Source organism: Neisseria sp. DTU_2021_1001991_1_SI_NGA_ILE_055, from assembly GCF_032342915.1.
Lineage (GTDB): Bacteria > Pseudomonadota > Gammaproteobacteria > Burkholderiales > Neisseriaceae > Neisseria.
The window spans coordinates 226,394-242,264 of the sequence record NZ_CP135440.1 but is presented as its reverse complement, the minus strand read 5'-3'; the positions used below and the strand labels follow the sequence as shown (position 1 = coordinate 242,264).

General features: G+C 48.5%; 21 protein-coding genes. 20 read left to right on the top strand and 1 reads right to left on the bottom strand.

What is annotated here, in order from left to right; translation table 11 throughout:
* Positions 1-40: 40 nt before the first annotated feature.
* The 10 genes from RRV97_RS01105 (at position 41) to RRV97_RS01060 (ending at position 5,378) form a co-directional block, all read left to right on the top strand.
* Positions 41-976: a hypothetical protein gene (locus RRV97_RS01105; protein WP_107976301.1), complete on the top strand. Its 936-nt coding sequence runs from the start codon at positions 41-43 to the stop codon at positions 974-976.
* Between the two features lie 89 nt (positions 977-1,065).
* Positions 1,066-1,329, top strand: coding sequence for a Gp49 family protein (locus RRV97_RS01100; RefSeq protein ID WP_063068499.1), 264 nt, complete (start codon positions 1,066-1,068; stop codon positions 1,327-1,329).
* Between the two features lie 3 nt (positions 1,330-1,332).
* Entirely contained in the window at positions 1,333-1,665 is a 333-nt protein-coding gene (locus RRV97_RS01095) for a capsid cement protein (protein ID WP_063068500.1), read from the top strand.
* Positions 1,666-1,667: 2 nt separating this feature from the next.
* Positions 1,668-1,934 carry a hypothetical protein gene (locus tag RRV97_RS01090; protein ID WP_070646942.1) on the top strand — a complete coding sequence of 89 codons (267 nt, stop codon included), beginning with the start codon at positions 1,668-1,670 and terminating at the stop codon, positions 1,932-1,934.
* Positions 1,934-2,362: a DUF1320 domain-containing protein gene (locus RRV97_RS01085; RefSeq protein WP_315611707.1), complete on the top strand. Its 429-nt coding sequence runs from the start codon at positions 1,934-1,936 to the stop codon at positions 2,360-2,362. The genes RRV97_RS01090 and RRV97_RS01085 overlap by 1 nt, the downstream gene beginning before the upstream one ends.
* A 2-nt stretch (positions 2,363-2,364) precedes the next feature.
* Positions 2,365-2,868 (top strand): Gp37 family protein, encoded by a 504-nt coding sequence (locus RRV97_RS01080; protein ID WP_063068638.1) that lies wholly within the window; start codon positions 2,365-2,367, stop codon positions 2,866-2,868.
* Positions 2,868-4,262, top strand: a complete 1,395-nt coding sequence (locus RRV97_RS01075; protein ID WP_315611706.1) for a phage tail sheath family protein — start codon at positions 2,868-2,870, stop codon at positions 4,260-4,262. Before RRV97_RS01080 ends, RRV97_RS01075 begins: the two co-directional genes overlap by 1 nt.
* 22 nt (positions 4,263-4,284) lie before the next feature.
* Positions 4,285-4,800 carry a phage major tail tube protein gene (locus RRV97_RS01070; protein WP_315611705.1) on the top strand — a complete coding sequence of 172 codons (516 nt, stop codon included), beginning with the start codon at positions 4,285-4,287 and terminating at the stop codon, positions 4,798-4,800.
* Between the two features lie 106 nt (positions 4,801-4,906).
* Complete coding sequence (locus RRV97_RS01065; protein ID WP_315611704.1) at positions 4,907-5,203, top strand: phage tail assembly protein; 297 nt, start codon at positions 4,907-4,909, stop codon at positions 5,201-5,203.
* A 55-nt stretch (positions 5,204-5,258) separates the two neighbouring features.
* Positions 5,259-5,378 carry a GpE family phage tail protein gene (locus tag RRV97_RS01060; protein WP_315611703.1) on the top strand — a complete coding sequence of 40 codons (120 nt, stop codon included), beginning with the start codon at positions 5,259-5,261 and terminating at the stop codon, positions 5,376-5,378.
* A gap of 1 nt (position 5,379) precedes the next feature.
* On the opposite strand, the gene RRV97_RS01055 is transcribed toward RRV97_RS01060, so the two are convergent.
* The gene (locus RRV97_RS01055) at positions 5,380-5,580 is read right to left on the bottom strand and encodes a hypothetical protein (RefSeq protein WP_315611702.1); all 201 of its coding nucleotides are present in this window, start codon (positions 5,578-5,580) and stop codon (positions 5,380-5,382) included.
* 41 nt (positions 5,581-5,621) lie between these two features.
* Between RRV97_RS01055 and RRV97_RS01050 the strand changes: the two genes are divergently transcribed.
* From RRV97_RS01050 to RRV97_RS01005, 10 genes are all read left to right on the top strand, one after another.
* The gene (locus RRV97_RS01050) at positions 5,622-8,288 is read left to right on the top strand and encodes a phage tail tape measure protein (RefSeq protein ID WP_315611701.1); all 2,667 of its coding nucleotides are present in this window, start codon (positions 5,622-5,624) and stop codon (positions 8,286-8,288) included.
* The gene (locus tag RRV97_RS01045; RefSeq protein WP_263341268.1) at positions 8,288-9,184 is read left to right on the top strand and encodes a phage tail protein; all 897 of its coding nucleotides are present in this window, start codon (positions 8,288-8,290) and stop codon (positions 9,182-9,184) included. Before RRV97_RS01050 ends, RRV97_RS01045 begins: the two co-directional genes overlap by 1 nt.
* Positions 9,181-9,399 carry a tail protein X gene (locus RRV97_RS01040; protein ID WP_049322398.1) on the top strand — a complete coding sequence of 73 codons (219 nt, stop codon included), beginning with the start codon at positions 9,181-9,183 and terminating at the stop codon, positions 9,397-9,399. The genes RRV97_RS01045 and RRV97_RS01040 overlap by 4 nt, the downstream gene beginning before the upstream one ends.
* Positions 9,400-9,420: 21 nt before the next feature.
* Positions 9,421-10,521 (top strand): phage late control D family protein, encoded by a 1,101-nt coding sequence (locus tag RRV97_RS01035; RefSeq protein WP_410505876.1) that lies wholly within the window; start codon positions 9,421-9,423, stop codon positions 10,519-10,521.
* On the top strand, positions 10,505-11,083 hold the full coding sequence (locus RRV97_RS01030) for a phage baseplate assembly protein V (RefSeq protein WP_315611700.1): 579 nt from the start codon (positions 10,505-10,507) through the stop codon (positions 11,081-11,083). The genes RRV97_RS01035 and RRV97_RS01030 overlap by 17 nt, the downstream gene beginning before the upstream one ends.
* A 57-nt stretch (positions 11,084-11,140) precedes the next feature.
* Positions 11,141-11,548: a hypothetical protein gene (locus RRV97_RS01025; RefSeq protein WP_315611699.1), complete on the top strand. Its 408-nt coding sequence runs from the start codon at positions 11,141-11,143 to the stop codon at positions 11,546-11,548.
* A gap of 109 nt (positions 11,549-11,657) precedes the next feature.
* Positions 11,658-12,035 (top strand): GPW/gp25 family protein, encoded by a 378-nt coding sequence (locus tag RRV97_RS01020; RefSeq protein WP_315611698.1) that lies wholly within the window; start codon positions 11,658-11,660, stop codon positions 12,033-12,035.
* A complete protein-coding gene (locus RRV97_RS01015) occupies positions 12,026-13,168 on the top strand; it encodes a baseplate J/gp47 family protein (RefSeq protein ID WP_315611697.1) in 1,143 nt (380 codons plus the stop codon). The genes RRV97_RS01020 and RRV97_RS01015 overlap by 10 nt, the downstream gene beginning before the upstream one ends.
* Positions 13,161-13,754: a phage tail protein gene (locus tag RRV97_RS01010; protein ID WP_315611696.1), complete on the top strand. Its 594-nt coding sequence runs from the start codon at positions 13,161-13,163 to the stop codon at positions 13,752-13,754. Before RRV97_RS01015 ends, RRV97_RS01010 begins: the two co-directional genes overlap by 8 nt.
* Positions 13,742-15,868, top strand: a complete 2,127-nt coding sequence (locus RRV97_RS01005) for a hypothetical protein (RefSeq protein WP_315611695.1) — start codon at positions 13,742-13,744, stop codon at positions 15,866-15,868. Before RRV97_RS01010 ends, RRV97_RS01005 begins: the two co-directional genes overlap by 13 nt.
* The last annotated feature ends 3 nt before the right edge of the window (positions 15,869-15,871 follow it).

Sequence of the window (15,871 nt, the reverse complement as noted above, 5' to 3'; positions counted from 1 at the left end):
AGCGACGATGTCGTCGCATTTCAATTTGAAAGGATGAACGATGAGTTCTCATTTGCGCCGCCTTCGCGGTCAGGTCGATCCAGTTTTAACCAATCTGGCAGTCGGTTATAAAAACGCGGAATTTATTGCCGAGAAAATTTTCCCTCAAGTATTCACTGATAAAGAAGGCGTACAGGTGCCGGTGTTTGGCAAAGGCTCTTTTGTCGAATACGACACCAAGCGTGCCGTCGGTGCGGCGTCTAACGTGATTACTTTGGATGCGCCGAACTATCTGCCGATTGTGTTGGAAGAACACGATTTAGCGGCTGGTGTGGATTACCGTGAGCAAGCGGAATCGCTGTTTAACGAGCAAGCCAAAGCTACCCGTCGCGCTACCAAGGGTGTGCAACTGCGCCAAGAAATCGAAACGGCTGCTTTGCTGCAGGCGAAATCTGCTTATCAGAGTGGCCACACTAAAGATTTGGCGGCCACGAAAAAGTGGAGTGCCGATAATTCAGACCCGTTGGCCGATATTGAAAGTGCACGTGAAACCGTCCGTGCAGCTTGCGGTGTGCGCCCCGGCGTATTGGTAGTAGGTGCCAGCGTGTTGTCTCAACTCAAGCGCAATAAGGCTCTCCTCGCTTCTCTGTCCGCCAATGACCGTAAATCTCTCTTGACTGTTGAACAGTTGAAAAACCTGCTGGAACTGGATGACATCATTGTCGGTCAGGCTGTTTCATCTGTTGCAACCGGCAAACCCACCAAGGACGTTTGGGGCAAATTTGCCAGTCTGATTGTTCGACCCGAATTGGTTTCAGACGGCAATGACGAAGGCGAACCTGCATTCGGCTATACCTTCCGTCGCCGCGGCATGCCGGTGGTCGACCGTTATGAAGAAGTTGGCGGCAAAGTCGAATATGCCCGTTATACCGATATCCGCAAAGCGGCTGTGGTGGGTAGTGCGTGCGGTTTCTTGTTTGAAAACGCAGTAGATTAATTGACAAGGCCGTCTGAAACGAAAGTAGTAACCAGTCTGAAATCTTTAAAACAGTGGAGAAGTAATTTCAGACAGCCTATGGAGAAAAGATGTTTCAAATTACCAAGGAAGTTTTAGAACAAAAAATAGCCTCAGTTTCGTTTTCGCGTATCGGTGAAACGACCACGGTTTGTTCTCTGACTTTGGATAGCGGCTTCGTCGTAATCGGTCAGTCTGCCTGTATCGATCCAAAGGCATTTGACGAAAGTATCGGCTGCGATCTTGCCCGTGAAAATGCCTTAAACAAGCTTTGGGAGCTTGAGGGTTATCACGTTAAAGAAACTTTATACGCTGCCAAGATGGCACAGGAGTAAAACATGGCACAAACAAAACAAGTAGTTTTGGTAACTACCATTACCGCGACAGGCGCAATTGTGAAAAACCGCTTTGTTAATTTTAAAGGTGCACAGGCTAAAGCCGGCGAGGCCGTTTTGGGTGTCGCTCCATATGATGTTGAAACTGGTGATACTGCTGCAGTCGATGTGGTCGGTATTGCTGTTGTCGAATCAGGTGGCGCAGTGGCTATCGGTGCCGAAGTAGGTGCAGACGCACAAGGCTGTGCAGTATCCGGTGCGGCAAAAATTGCCGGTACGGCTCTGACTGCTGCAACCGCCGCAGGTGAAACTGTTCGTGTATTGTTGAAAGGTTAATCATGGCTAAGGTTTATATCGCAAACACTGCATTGATTCTTGAAGACGAAGCCGGTAAGCAATTTCGCGTGGAAGCAGGCGAAGCTATTGAGCTGACACCTGAACAATACGAATCAGTGGCCGCTCATGTGACGCCGACGACAACTACAGGCGAAGAGCTGGATGCACAACAGGCAGAAGCTCAAGAGAAAACGCCGTCTGAATCTACTGCAACTGAAGAGCCTGAGTCTCAAACCAAAACGCAACGCAAAACAAAGGCGGACGCGTAATGTACTACATCAACGCCGAGAATATGCTCAAGGCTATGAGTAAGCCGGAATTGGTGCAGTTGACCAACGATGAGCCGCGTGCGACTGAGCCGGATATGGCGGTAGTGGATGAAGCCATCCGCTATGCCAGCGACTTGGTTGACGGCTATTTGCGTGGACGCTATCCGCTGCCTCTTAAGTCGGTACCGACGGTGTTGCCGCCATTGTGTATCAACATTGCCCGCCATTTCCTGCACTCGCGCCGCATCAATCGGGCGGATTTTCCGAAGACGTTGGAGACTGCCTACAACGCGACTCTGAAAACGTTGGAAGCCATCCGCGACGGCAAAATCCATATCGGCGTTGATACTTTGGATAAAGAGGCTCAACCGGAGCCAGGTGCGTATCACACGCGTGTCGGTTCGCGTATTGACATGACGGGGTATTGATTGTGAGTGCGACACGTCCTGTTATTGACGCGGTAGTTGAGCATTTGCAGACGGCCATTCCATGGGTCATCGTGGAAGCGTTCCCCGAAAGGCCGTCTGAATACCAGTTTATCCACCCGACCGGTGCGATTTTGGTTGGCTACGGTGGCAGTAAGTTCACTAATTTGGAACATTTGGGCAACATTGCCCAGCAGCGAGACATGACGCTAGTGTTAACCGTTATCGGCAGCAATCTGCACGGCGATGAAGGCACACTGGCAATTTTAGACGAAGCTCGGTTGGCGATTGTCGGCTTCCGCCCTCCAAACTGTCTTCCGTGTCATTTATTGCAAGAGCGTTTTTTAAACGAAGATGCCGGTGCATGGCAGTATGAGCTGACCGTTCAGACGGAAACTCAACAAGTCGAAGTTTGTAAGCCCAATACCAATCCCTTGCTCATTAAGGTGCATGGCCGCTTGAATGGAAATGCATTAAACCCTGATTTAAAAACTAAGGAGAATTCATAATGGCAGCAGCCTATCATCATGGTACGGAGACCATCCGTATTGACGGTGGTTCTAATCCTGTCTATACCGTTGACGGTGCGATTACGGCTATTGTCGGTACTGCACCAGTCGGTGCGGTCAACGAATTGACTGTGTGTCAAACCAAGAAAGACTTTGCACAATTTGGCGGTGAGTTGACCGGTAAAGGCTTTACATTGCCTGACGCGGCCAATATTTGGACACGTTATGCTTCTGGTGTGGCTTATGTGATTAACGTGTGCGATCCCGCACGCCATAAGACCCAAGTACAGGACGAAGTATTGACCGTCGACAGCAATACCTTGACGGCCTATACCGACAAACCTGCACTTCTGATCGGTTATGCCCTGACTGACGGCGCAGCCGCACTGATCGAAGGCCAGCACTACACCATCAACGCGCTAACCGGCGAGATTGTGTATAAAACCAAACCGACCGCCCCGAAAATCAGTTACAGCTACGTAGACCCGACCAAAGTAACAGAGGCCGACATCATCGGTGCATATGTCGCGGCTACCGGACAGCGCACGGGCTTGGAGCTGCTCTCAGAAGGCTACAATCGCCAAGGCGCAGATGCCAAAATCATTATTGTGCCGAATTACGACAAAACGGCTACCGTCGCCGCCAAAATGATTACCGTGGCCGACAACCTGAATGCAATTGCCTATATCAACGCACCTGAAGGCACGACCTTGAGCAAAGCTCTCGAAGGCCGTGGGCCATTGGGTACGATTAATTTTCAGACATCAAGCGACCGTGCCGAGCTGTTTTTCCCGCATGTGATCGGTCTGCTGGGTATGGAATCACTGGCTACCCACGCTGCCGGTCTGCGCATGAAGACTGATGTTGAGCAGGGTTATTGGTTCAGCAAATCTAACCGCGAACTCTTGGGCGTAACCGGCGTGGAAATCGGTCTGACTGCTCGCGCCGGCGACCCGCAGTCCGAAACCAACCGCCTCAATGAAAAAGGCATTACTACCGTCTTCAATAGCTATGGTACTGGGTATCGTATGTGGGGCAACCGTCTTGCCTGTTTCCCAACTACTTCTCACATCAAGAACTTTGAGGTAGCCCAACGTACCGGCGACTTGATTGATGAGTCCATCCGTCGCGCTGAGCTGCAATATGTCGACAAACCGATTGATGATGCGTTAATCGACAGTTTGATTGAGACGGTTCGTACTTATTTGGGTACGCTGCCCTCCATTGTGGGTTTTTCGGTTGGTTTGGACTATGACTACGACCTGCCCGATGCGTTCAGTAAAGGCCAAGTGCCGATTGTTTACGACTACACACCTAAACTGCCGGCCGAGCGTCTAACCAATACCAGCGTGATGACCCGCAAGTATCTGGCCAATCTGGTATCGGCTAACTAAGGCCGTCTGAAAAGGAAAAAATATGTCTGCAATCAATGCAATCTACAATGCCAACGTCTATATCGACGGTAACAGCCTGTTGGGTAATGCTTCGGAATTCAAACTGCCTGAGTTTGAGTTCGGGCAGGACGAATACACCGGCTTAGGATTGGTCGGCACCATCAAACTGCCAAACGGCGTAGAAGCCCTGGAAGGCGAAGTTACTTGGAACAGCTTTTATCCCGAGGTGGCGAAGAAGGCATCCAACCCATTCAAGGCCGTGCAACTGATGGTGCGCGGTAACCTGCAAACCTTTAATGCAGCAGGTTTGGCGGAAGAAGTCCCTATTGTTACCACGGTAACAGCGATGTTTTCAAAAAACGCTTTAGGTGGCTACAAGCCGAAGGAAAAGGCAGAATTTAGTTCAACCTACCAAGCAACAGAAGTCCGCCAAGTCGTTGGTGGTCGCGAAGTGCTGTACTACAACGCGTTCAAAAACATCTACCGCGTGGACGGTCAGGACGTTTTGAACCAAATGCGTAAAAATATAGGCGCTTAATCTTTAAATCGGATTAAAAGCCGTTTCAGATGACCTTTGACACAATCACCGTATCTTTACCGATACGGTGATTTTTTTATTTTTATAAACGTTTTGGAGATGGAAAATGAATGAAGCCAAGAAGTTGCAAGAAGATTTGGGTGTGAATACCGTTGTGAAACTGAAATATCCGGTCCAACTGGCGACGGGGCAGATTTTGGAGCAGGTAACTGTCCGCCGTCCGCGTGTGGGTGATTTACGCGCCGTCTCGCATTTTACGAATGAGGCGGAACAGGAACTTGCCCTGTTCTCCCGCATGACTGGCATGGTGCCGGAAGACTTGGACTGTTTGGACTTGGCGGATTGGAAGCAGATGCAGGAGACGTTTCGCCGCCTCACAGAAACTGACCAAGACGGCAAATAGGCCGCTTCTTTCAAGAGCGGAAGCGCAGCGGCAACTGCTGTCTGCCGCTGCAGATTTGGCATGGTGGTTCGGTTGGAGCGTGGACGAGATTTACGCACTGACTTTGGATGAATTTGAGGACTGGCAGAAAGAAGCAACCCGCCAGATGAAGGCGGGTTATCGGAGGGGGATGTAATTCAGATTTGGTGTCGGCGTTCTTCTTCGATTTCGCGCTGCAAATCGCGACACCAACCGTTTGACAGCTCTTCAGGCTCTTTGCGGAACACTACCCAAGCAAACCATGCCAAATACAGTACCAATCCCAACAGAAGCAGGGGAAAACCGCCTGCCATCAATAAAACGAATGCCAATGCGGCAATAACAAATCCTCCATTCATCTTTTCATCCCTTCTTTGCAGATTTTTCAGGATATTACCATATGGCAAGCGATTTAGGTATATCAATCAGCGTTTCCGCCGTTGTCGGCGGGGCTTTGTCAGGCTTGACCCATATCGGCAAGGCGATGAAGACGCTGAAAATGACGACGAATGCCTTGTCCGAACGTCAGAAGGAATTGGGAAGGGTATTGGAGCGGAACAAGAGTCGTTTGAGCGTATCATCTGCCAAGCAGTTATGGCAGGAATACGAAAGAATCGGTCATTCCGTTGCCAAGTTGACCCGCCAATATGAAAAGCTCAATACTGTCCGCGCCCAAAGAGCAGCCGTCAGCAGCCAATGGGCGGACATTAAAGGGCAATGGCAGGGCGCACTTGTTGCCGCAGGTACTCTGATTCTGCCCGTCAAGATGTCGATTGAATTTGAATCGGCAATGGCGGATGTGAAAAAGGTGGTCGATTTCGATACACCGCAGCAATTCAAGGAGATGGAACGGGACATTTTGAAAATGACCCGCAAGATTCCTATGGCAGGCAAGGAAATTGCCGCCATCGTTGCCGCAGGTGGGCAGTCCGGCGTCGCTCGGGAACACTTGACGGGCTTTGCCGAAGATGCCGCCAAAATGGGGGTGGCATTCGATATGGCGGCAGGACAGGCAGGCGAATCTATGGCGACACTGTCCAACGTCTTGCAGATACCGATTTCCAAAATCGGCAGATTGGGTGACGCCATCAACCACCTTTCGGACAATGCAAACTCCAAAGCGGCGGATATTGTCAACGTCCTAACTCGTGTCGGCAGCGACATCAAGCAGTTGGGTATGACGGAAAACCAAGGTGCGGCATTGGGCAGCACCTTTCTGAGTATGGGTAAAGCCCCCGAACTCGCGGCGCAGGCAATGAAGGGCATGATTACTTCGATGTCGGTGATGAAGGCGGGCGGTGCGGAAAAAGAGCTGGCGAAGCTGGGCTTGACGACTAAGGAATTTGCCACTGCGATGGACAAAGATGCCAACGGTGCGATGCTGAACCTGTTGGCTAGGGTCAAGCAGTTGCCGAAAGCAGAACAATTCCCCATGCTGCTGGAGATGTTCGGCAGGAACTATGCCGACGACGCCATGATGCTCGCCAACAACATCGGTGAGTACAATCGCCAACTGGCATTGCTGGAAGAGCGCGATGCTTCGGGCAATTTGAAATATCTTGGGTCGATGCAACGTGAGTTTGCCAACCGTTCGGCAACGACCGCCAACCAAATCCAGCTTTTCAAAAATGGGCTGTCGGAACTCGGCATACAGTTGGGTGCGATGGTCCTGCCTGCCGTGAATGACTTTTTGAATAAGGGCATCAGAATTGCCAACATCGTCTCGGACTGGGCAGAGAAACATCCCGTATTGACGAAAGGGATTATTGGTACGGCGGCATCGCTTTTGGCTTTTAAAGTCGGTATGTTTGGTGTAATGGTCGTTGCCAACCGGTCGCGTGCGACTTATTTGGCTTTAAAAAGCGGCCTGCTCTCTTTGAAGGCGACGGCGGTTTTGACCCAGACGGTGATGCAAAGCGGCTTGGGGTTGGGCGTATTGCCTGGTCGGTTGGGAGTCGTCATGCGTGCATTGGGGGCGGCAAGAGCCGCCATGCTTGGTTTCAGCCTGTCTTCACTGGTAGCAATGTGGCCGCTGGTTTTGGCCGTCGGCGCACTTGCCCTGGTTGGATGGACAATTTACAAGGCGTGGAAGCCAATTAAGGCTTTTTTTGCCGGGTTGTGGGAAGGGCTGTTGAAAGGATTAGAGCCGTTGATGCCTGCTTTCAATGCTTTGGTTGCTGCATTGTCTGTTGCTTGGGACAGTATCTATACTGCAATTGCACCAGTTGTAGTTGCCGTTTCCTCCGTCTTGGGCGGTTTGTGGGATACGGTCAGGCCACTGGTTCAGCCGCTATTGGATTTCTTTGGAGATTTTTTCAGCACCACGCAAGTTGCCGAAGGCGGGGCACGTAGTTTCGGCCAATCGGTAGGTTTGTGGATAGGCGAGAAAATCACAGCAATCGTCGGCTGGGTCGGCAACAAAATCACTGAAATGAAAACCGCCTTTGACGGAGGTCTGAAAGGAATACTTGGTCTGATTCTGAACTGGTCGCCGCTAGGTGCGTTTTATTCCGCATTCCGCAGTGTCCTGTCTTGGTTCGGTATCGAACTACCCGAGAAATTCAGCGGTTTCGGCAGAATGCTGATAGGCGGTTTGGTTAACGGTATTAAATCAGCAGCAGCTTTAGTATATGACACGATTACCTCTATCGGTAATTCGATTAAGGCAAAATTCCAGGCGGTAATGGATATCCATTCTCCAAGTCGTGAATTCCGCCGTTTCGGTGGCTTTATCACTCAAGGTTTGGACATCGGTATCCGTCGCACGGCCAGTCGGCCAATCGGTACTATCGGCACATGGGCAGGCCGTCTGAAAGACAGTTTTACGAACCGTGTCGGTCAGTTACGTGCTGATGTCGCTGCGCGTGTATCCGGCCATCGTGCAGATTTCGAGCAGGCGCGGCAGACTGCGTCAGCCCCTGGCGGTGTGACCATCCATTTTAATCCGACTATCAACGCGCCAGGTGGTAACCCTGCACAAATTCAGACGGCCTTGCAAATGGGCTTACGCGAATTTGAAACGCTGTTTCAACGTATGATGGCCGACCGTGAACGGAGGGCTTTCTGATGTATGCAATGTTGGGCGACGTGAGATTTGAGACCTTGCAAAGTTTTTCCAGCCTGGAAGCGCAGCACTCGGCCAAGTTTGCCAAGCATGAAGTGCTTAAGGGAAGACCACGCCTGCAGGCGATGGAAAATGAGCTGACCACGCTGAGATTTGGGTTAAAGCTGCATTGGATGTTGGGCAATCCTGACACGGCCTACAAGGGCTTGCTGGCTGCTCTGGAGGCGCAACAAGCGGTGTCGTTGGTTTATGGTTCAGGTCGATTTGTCGGCTGGTTTGTAATTGAAAGCCTGACCGAGCGCACATTGATTCAGGATAGCAAAGGCCGTACCGCCGCGCGTGAGCTGGATGTGGAGCTGACCGAGTTTGTCGGTGACCCAAATAATCCGCTGCCAACACCAGCGATTATCAGCGGCAAACAAAATCCATTACTGTCCCTGCTGCCCGAGTCGGTTCAGGCACAGGCGTCTGAGGTAATCAAAGCGGTTGAGACAGGAGTAAAAATTTATAGGGCTGCAGAAAGTGGCATTGAACAAGTGCAAGGCATTATTACAGCGGCGAAAGAGCTAAAAAATGATCCTGCCGGACTTTTGCACTTGGTCGGTGATGCACTTGGTGTTGCTGCGCCGGTTCTACAAAACTTGAACGGCATTGGAGAAGTGACGGCTGTTGTTGGTGACTTGACGAGCGCAACAAAACTGGCAGAGCAGCTCGGTATGGCTGGAAATGCACTTGGTAATACGGTTGCAAGCCTAAGATCGGGTTATGAGAGCGGTTCAGTCGGAGGTTGGTTGGATGCCGCCGGGTCATCCATTATGACGGCAACAGAGGCGATGGCGAATGGAGCGTCAGCAGTTGAAACTTTGACTGGATGGCTTGCAACACGGAGTGATTCATGAGTGCAGTTTTACGTTATATAACTAAAGACGGTGACCGCTGGGATTTGATTGCCCATAAGCACTACGGCAATGCGCTGCTGATTGACGGCCTTATTGCGGCAAATCCGCATTTGCCGTTGGCTGAAGAGTTTGTCAGTGGTTTGACAGTATTTGTTCCAGTATTGGAAAGCAAACCTAAAAACAATCAGGCCGATTTACCGCCTTGGCTGCGTTAAGGCCGTCTGAAAAGGAAGACCATGAATATTTCGTCTTTATTGTCCGGCTTGGCCGTGCAAGGCGGTTCGGGCGGTACACACCCGGTAACCAAGCCGGATTTCACACTGAGCTACGAAAACAAAGACATCACCGGCGACATTGCACCGTATCTGATTTCCTTCGTTTATACAGATTATCTTGAGGGGCAATCTGATGAACTACAGGTAGAATTTGAAGATACCGACGGCCGCTGGCTGCGTGGCTGGTATCCTGAGCAAGGCGATGCACTTGCGTTGAGTTTGGGCGACCAATTTACCGGTTTGGTGGCATTGGGCAGCTTTGAGATCGCTGAAATTGAGTATAACCATCCTCCGTCAACGGTAAGTATGAAGGCTTTGTCTGCAGGTATCAGTAAAGCAAGCCGTACCTTAAAAGGTCGTGCGTATGAAAATACCACGCTTGCAGAGATTGTTCGTCAAGTGGCAGGCCGTTTGAAATTGCAGCTTACCGGGCAAGTTAAAGACATCAAAATAAAACGCGTAACTCAGTATCAGGAACGCGACGTTGAGTTTTTAAGCCGGTTGGCCAAAGAGTATGGCCACACCTTCAAAATTGTCGGGGATAAGCTGGTGTTTGCCGATAATGCTACCCTGAAAGAGCGTGAAGCCGTGGTGGTGTTGAGTCCGGAAGATATGATGAGAATTCGTCTACGTGACTTGATTAAAGGCGTGCCAACCCAGGTTGAGATGCGCGGTTATGACCCGAAAACCAAAAAAACGGTGTCTGCTAAGCGGAAAACAAAACCTTTACGCCCAAAATCTAAACGTGGCCACACTGGTGACACCTTGAAAATAGTGCCGAATAAAGGAGAGAGCCAAGCTCAGCTTAATGCTCGTGCCGATGCCAAACTAGCTGACGCACAAGACGATCAATGTGCCGGAAACATTACCTTGTTCGGCAACGCGCTGCTGGTTGCAGGGCAAACCGTTAGGCTGAAAAACATGGGTAAGTTTTCCGGTAAGTATTTGGTTAAACAGGCACGGCATGAATATCGCAGCAGTAGCGGCTATACGACCGAACTGGAGGTTAAGATGATTGAGTATATTGAAGACGAGGAGAAAGTAGATGTCTCAAACGCATGATTTTACGGCGACTCTACAATTTGGCATGGTATCGGCGGTAGATGAAGCCGGTCATAATCTGCGCGTTAAAATTCCTGCATTGGAAGATATGGAAACCGACTGGCTACCGATGAGCACACCAGCCGCCGGTGGTAATCAGTTTTACAGCTTACCCGACGAAGGTGAGCAAGTTGTCTGCTTGCTGGACGCGCGCGGCGAAAACGGCTGTGTGATTGGCGCAATTTACAGCACAGCCGATAAGCCTCCTGCAAGCAATAAAGACAAATGGATACGCCGATTTAAAAATGGCACTGTGATTGAGCATGATCGCAAAACGGGGGATGTATTGGTCAAAACCGGCGGCGTGGTAACAATTGATGCCGATACTGTGGTAAAAAAGACCTTGACGGTTGAAGGCCTGTTTACTTATACCGCAGGTATGTCAGGTAAAGGTGGTGGTGGTGCAGCGGCAGTAATTGATGGAAGCCTTGTTGCAACAGAAGATGTGATGGCGGCTGGTATTTCGGTAAAAGAACATATCCATGATGGCGATAGTGGTGGGAAAACCAGCCCTCCTACTTGAAAAAATTCCAAATGGCTACATTATCGGAATCCGATTATTTCTTTAAAGGATTGCGCGATGAATATCGAACAACAACGTCACAAAATTAGTCAGATTATTTTTCCAAATGAGCCTGTATATATTTATCCTGATGCCGAGTTTAGCATTTGCAAAAAAGATAATTTGATTGAATTGGCACGGTTATTTTCTAAAAAATACGAATACATTCCAGATAATAATTATGTACTATTAATTCAACTGATGTTTTCGGCAACTAGTTTGGAAATAATAACTCATGAAGACATTAGTCTCTTCTATCGACAAATAAAAGAACACGGTTGTGCCAATGCCTTAAAAACATTAGATAATTATACCCCTTATAAAAATTATATGGTTGCTGCTTCTTATGAAAAAGCTGTTGATGTATTGGATATGAGATATAAGTATTATTGCAACCCAGATTTCTCTGCAACTATTCCGCGTTAATTTGTATATACCCCCCTGTATTGCTCAAAAGTGGTTTAATCTGTATTAAAAGCGGTTTCAGGTGGCCTTATCTAAAATCCCTGTATCAAAACGATACAGGGATTTTTTTATGCAATTCACCACCCCGATTTCCAAACACTGGCAGCTCGCCCCCGGCGACAGCGGCTTGGCTCAGGGCGTGGACGATATTGATCTGTGTATTCATAACATTTTGTCTACGAGAAAAGGCTCGGATGTAACTCGTCCGGACTTTGGCAGCAACCATTTCGATTACATCGACACGCCGGAAGACGTGTTTGTGCCAAATATCGTACGTGAAGTTGTCTTGGCCATTCAGACATGGGAAAAACGAGCGGTTGTTGAGGAAGTAATTTTCAATGGCAATGCTCCACATATCGTAATGACCGTGAGCTGGAGGGTTGCTGATGATGTATCTAGTGAAGTTTATAGAACATCTATGAGCCTGGAGAACGCGACATGGATTTAAAAAATTTAAAGCGTGAAGACATTAAAGTCGTTAATGATGATCTGGCTGCGATCCTGTCTGAAACCATTGCCAAATACGAGGATGAAAGTGGCAAAACATTGCAGCCAGCACATATCGAACGCCTACTTATCAATGTTTATGCCTATCGTGAAGCACTGGCTCGCCAACAAATGAATGAAGCGTACCGCCAACAACATGTCCGTTTTGCTACTGGCACTATGTTGGACTTATGCGGAGATGATGTTGCGACGCCACGTTTGGTAGAGCAATCAGCTTTGACTACGCTTCGCTTTTCATGTGAAGCCAAACTTTCTTCAGAGCAGGTTTTTATCCCTATTGGGACTAAAGCGAGTGTGGGCGAGTTGGTTTTTGAGACCACTGCATCGGCAACTTTATCGTCAAGTAGGAAATCGGTCGAACTACCGGCGAAATGTACTGTGCCCGGTCTGGTAGGTAATGGGTGGGCAATCGGACAAATCAATACACTGGTTAATCCGCTACATGATGAGATTACGGTATCTGTTATGAATGGAACTATCCCATCTGGCGGTGTTGTGATCGAAAGTGATGATGCCTACCGCGAGCGTATTTTATTGGCCTTGGAAGCATTTTCGGTCGGTGGGCCAAAAAAATCCTATGAGTATTACGCACGCCGGGTATCACAGGCTATTGTTGACGTACATGTTGATAACGATGTTGATTCGTCGGGAAATCGTATCGGTGGAACGGTAGCGGTTACCTTACTTACGAATGACGGGTTGCCGAGCAAAGAGTTAATTGCCAAGGTCAAGGCGGAATTAAACGATGACTCCATTAGGCCATTGTGCGATACGGTGGTTGTGCGCGCCCCTAATGCCGTGGAATACCAAGTAGCGGCGGTTCTTGATTTATTAGATACGGCCAATGCTGACGATGTGTTGGTCGCTGCTGAGAAAGCATGGGAGATTTACCAGGCTGGCCGTTTTTCAAAACTTGGGGTTGATGTGGTGCCATTGGAGGTGCAGATGGCTTTAAAAGTATCCGGTGTCTACGACGTGAGGATTGATGGTTTAAGCCATATCAAGGTCGCACAAAATGAATGGGCGAAATGCGTCGGATTTCGTTTGACGATTGGGGAAAAAACAAATGGCTAAGCTGCGTTATGCTCATATTATCAATGAAGATCAAATGTATAAACGTTTGGCAGATTTGAGTCTTGGTATAGAGGATTTAGATACATCCAAACTTATGCCACGACTGACGCAGCTCGTTGATCCTGATCATTTGCCATTGTTGGCAGAGAGTAGGAGTTTAATTGATGAAGATGGATATGGCCTGGCTACGGATGATCCTGCCCGTCGGAGATTAATTAAACAAGCTATTAAGCTCCATCGTAAAAAAGGTACACCATATGCGATTAAGTTGTTCCTTAAAACCCTTGATATGGGAGAAGTCAGACTGCATGAAGGTGGACGCCACAAACAACATGATGCGGTTATTAAATATAGAGATGGTTTTCACCTGCGCGGCAGTGCAAATAAATGGGCTCATTTTCAAATTGAATTTTTAACTGAGCCGGTGCAGAAAAGTAAGCTCGATGAGATTGTGTGGGGTGTGAGAAGTTACGCACCTGCCCGCTGTATTTTGAGTGGTTTAAAACAGGCAGTCGGTGCATTAAGACACAACAAGCGAATTACACGTAACGGACAACATTATCGAGGACAAATATGGCTGACTTAAAAGAAGTTGCTGAATGGGTAAACGGCATCTATCAATTGGAAAAAGATGATCCGGTAGAGGCCGGGGAGAATGGTATTGACAATCTGCAGGCCAAGCAACTTGCAAATCGTACGTTATTTTTAAAGCAAAAAGCGGAAGAACAAGATAAAGCATTAGAAAATCACGCTACGGCAGTGAATAAGGTCAATGATGATGCAAGTGGCCTGGACTCTAAAGCACCTGTAGTTTCTCCCGAGTTGACAGGAATCCCTAAAGCACCAACAGCAACCGGATCTGAACAGTTACAGATTGTGAACGTTCAGTATTTGGCGGACACATTGTCTTTGGCTTTATTGCAGTTTGCTCAAACTAACCCTGAGTCTGTGGAGCAGATGAAAAAGCTGATTGCTTCTAAGGGTTTGGATGAGAAATTTGCGGCTTTAAATGCGTTATTGAATGGCCTTGCCGACCGAGTGGCGGTTTTAAGAACCAACGATGTCGATATGTGGTTGGCTCAGGCGGTAACAGATTCAGACGGTAAAATTGCATACGGGGTAACACAGCGCGGAGACTTTTATCAGCCTGCAGTAACCATGCAAAACGATGACAATTTCCCCGGTTGGGGGATGATTGACCGCCGAAATCGTTTACTTTTTGGTTTTCATGCTCCGAACGGAGAGATGATGTTACCCGGAGGCCATATCGGGTTGTCATCGGATTCTCCATATGTAGTCACCGATAAATCAGGACGTGTAGCTACGCATATTAAAGAAGATGGTTCTGTGCATTTCCCTGGCGGGGTACTTGATGATTCAGGGCTCGTGTACTTAAAAGATGGGGATGTCTATCGTCAGCAAGGCGGTGTTGTCACACGTATTACTAACCGTGGTGACGTGGTTGCCTGCCAGGCTTATGGACAAGCTGTACGATATGTTGCTCCACGGCGTGGGGTGATGCTTACTTATGAAGTTTCAGACGGCCAGACCAAGCAAGTCTTTTCAGACAGTTCCACTGATGGTTTTATTGTAACTGGTCAATCATTGGCAGAGGGTGGTGCGAACAGCGCAATCAGTAAGACGGCTGTCGCTGCAGGGAAAGCATATATGCTGGATACCGGCCCGATTCCTAACGCTGCCCGTGGAGCTGGGGTACGCCCGGTTGAACTTAAAGAACAAGTGTACGAGACCATCTGTAGTGGCTTTGCTGCAAAAGATGCTCAAACCAACCCTCGTAAAATAATGATGATCGGTAGTGCTTATGGCGGTAAGGTTTTTGCCAGCCTGAAAAAAGGCGGTGATTCCGGCGTGTATGAAAAAATTATTAAGCAGATTAAGACGATGCTGAACTTCCCGTTCAAACCAACCTATAAAGCACTCTTTGTGATTCACGGAGAAGGTGACGGTAATATTGGTAATGCGACGTATGACAAAAACTTGGTTCAATGGTTGGATGACTTTACGGCGGATATCCAGGTATTGACTGGTCAAAAAGAACAGCCAGTTATGTTGACCTGCCAAACCAGTAGTGCTGCTGGTTATAAGAAAACTGCACCTACACGACACCAATTCACTACGCCTCTATTGCAGTTAAAAGCCTCTGCTGAGCATCCTCGTATTTTTCTTGTTTGTCCGAAATACCAGTTTAGCTACAAAGATTATGCGCACATTTTGGCAAATGATACTAAATGGCTTAGTGAATATTACGCCAAAGTAAAGAAAATTGTAGTTGATGAGGGGCGTGATTGGCTTGGTTTACGTCCGAAGGCTTTAAGAAAGATTGATGCACGCACCGTCGAAATTGAATTTGAAGTGCCGGTCGCTCCATTAGTTTTCGATGAGTCTTTGGTTAGTAATCCTGGTAACTACGGCTTCTCGCTTTATAACGCAGGAGAAGTAGCCATTTCATCGGTTGAACTCTTGCCCGACCAAAATAAAGTACGCATTGTAGCCACGGACGAACTACCACCGACTGCCACAATTACCTATGCGTTTGACAATGGTATTGGCGGTAAAAGTGGCAAAACTGAAGGTGCCCGTGGAAATTTACGGGATTCTGACCCAGCGATGTCGTTGGATGGGAAATTTAATTTATATAACTGGGCTTTCACTTTTGAACTGCCCATCAACCAGGAGTAAGTC

Coding starts and splice junctions, on each gene's coding strand:
- RRV97_RS01105 (WP_107976301.1), top strand. CDS start 41: ATGAGTTCTCATTTGCGCCGCCTTCGCGGTCAGGTCGATCCAGTTTTA.
- RRV97_RS01100 (WP_063068499.1), top strand. CDS start 1,066: ATGTTTCAAATTACCAAGGAAGTTTTAGAACAAAAAATAGCCTCAGTT.
- RRV97_RS01095 (WP_063068500.1), top strand. CDS start 1,333: ATGGCACAAACAAAACAAGTAGTTTTGGTAACTACCATTACCGCGACA.
- RRV97_RS01090 (WP_070646942.1), top strand. CDS start 1,668: ATGGCTAAGGTTTATATCGCAAACACTGCATTGATTCTTGAAGACGAA.
- RRV97_RS01085 (WP_315611707.1), top strand. CDS start 1,934: ATGTACTACATCAACGCCGAGAATATGCTCAAGGCTATGAGTAAGCCG.
- RRV97_RS01075 (WP_315611706.1), top strand. CDS start 2,868: ATGGCAGCAGCCTATCATCATGGTACGGAGACCATCCGTATTGACGGT.
- RRV97_RS01070 (WP_315611705.1), top strand. CDS start 4,285: ATGTCTGCAATCAATGCAATCTACAATGCCAACGTCTATATCGACGGT.
- RRV97_RS01065 (WP_315611704.1), top strand. CDS start 4,907: ATGAATGAAGCCAAGAAGTTGCAAGAAGATTTGGGTGTGAATACCGTT.
- RRV97_RS01055 (WP_315611702.1), bottom strand. CDS start 5,580: ATGAATGGAGGATTTGTTATTGCCGCATTGGCATTCGTTTTATTGATG.
- RRV97_RS01050 (WP_315611701.1), top strand. CDS start 5,622: ATGGCAAGCGATTTAGGTATATCAATCAGCGTTTCCGCCGTTGTCGGC.
- RRV97_RS01045 (WP_263341268.1), top strand. CDS start 8,288: ATGTATGCAATGTTGGGCGACGTGAGATTTGAGACCTTGCAAAGTTTT.
- RRV97_RS01040 (WP_049322398.1), top strand. CDS start 9,181: ATGAGTGCAGTTTTACGTTATATAACTAAAGACGGTGACCGCTGGGAT.
- RRV97_RS01035 (WP_410505876.1), top strand. CDS start 9,421: ATGAATATTTCGTCTTTATTGTCCGGCTTGGCCGTGCAAGGCGGTTCG.
- RRV97_RS01030 (WP_315611700.1), top strand. CDS start 10,505: ATGTCTCAAACGCATGATTTTACGGCGACTCTACAATTTGGCATGGTA.
- RRV97_RS01025 (WP_315611699.1), top strand. CDS start 11,141: ATGAATATCGAACAACAACGTCACAAAATTAGTCAGATTATTTTTCCA.
- RRV97_RS01020 (WP_315611698.1), top strand. CDS start 11,658: ATGCAATTCACCACCCCGATTTCCAAACACTGGCAGCTCGCCCCCGGC.
- RRV97_RS01015 (WP_315611697.1), top strand. CDS start 12,026: ATGGATTTAAAAAATTTAAAGCGTGAAGACATTAAAGTCGTTAATGAT.
- RRV97_RS01010 (WP_315611696.1), top strand. CDS start 13,161: ATGGCTAAGCTGCGTTATGCTCATATTATCAATGAAGATCAAATGTAT.
- RRV97_RS01005 (WP_315611695.1), top strand. CDS start 13,742: ATGGCTGACTTAAAAGAAGTTGCTGAATGGGTAAACGGCATCTATCAA.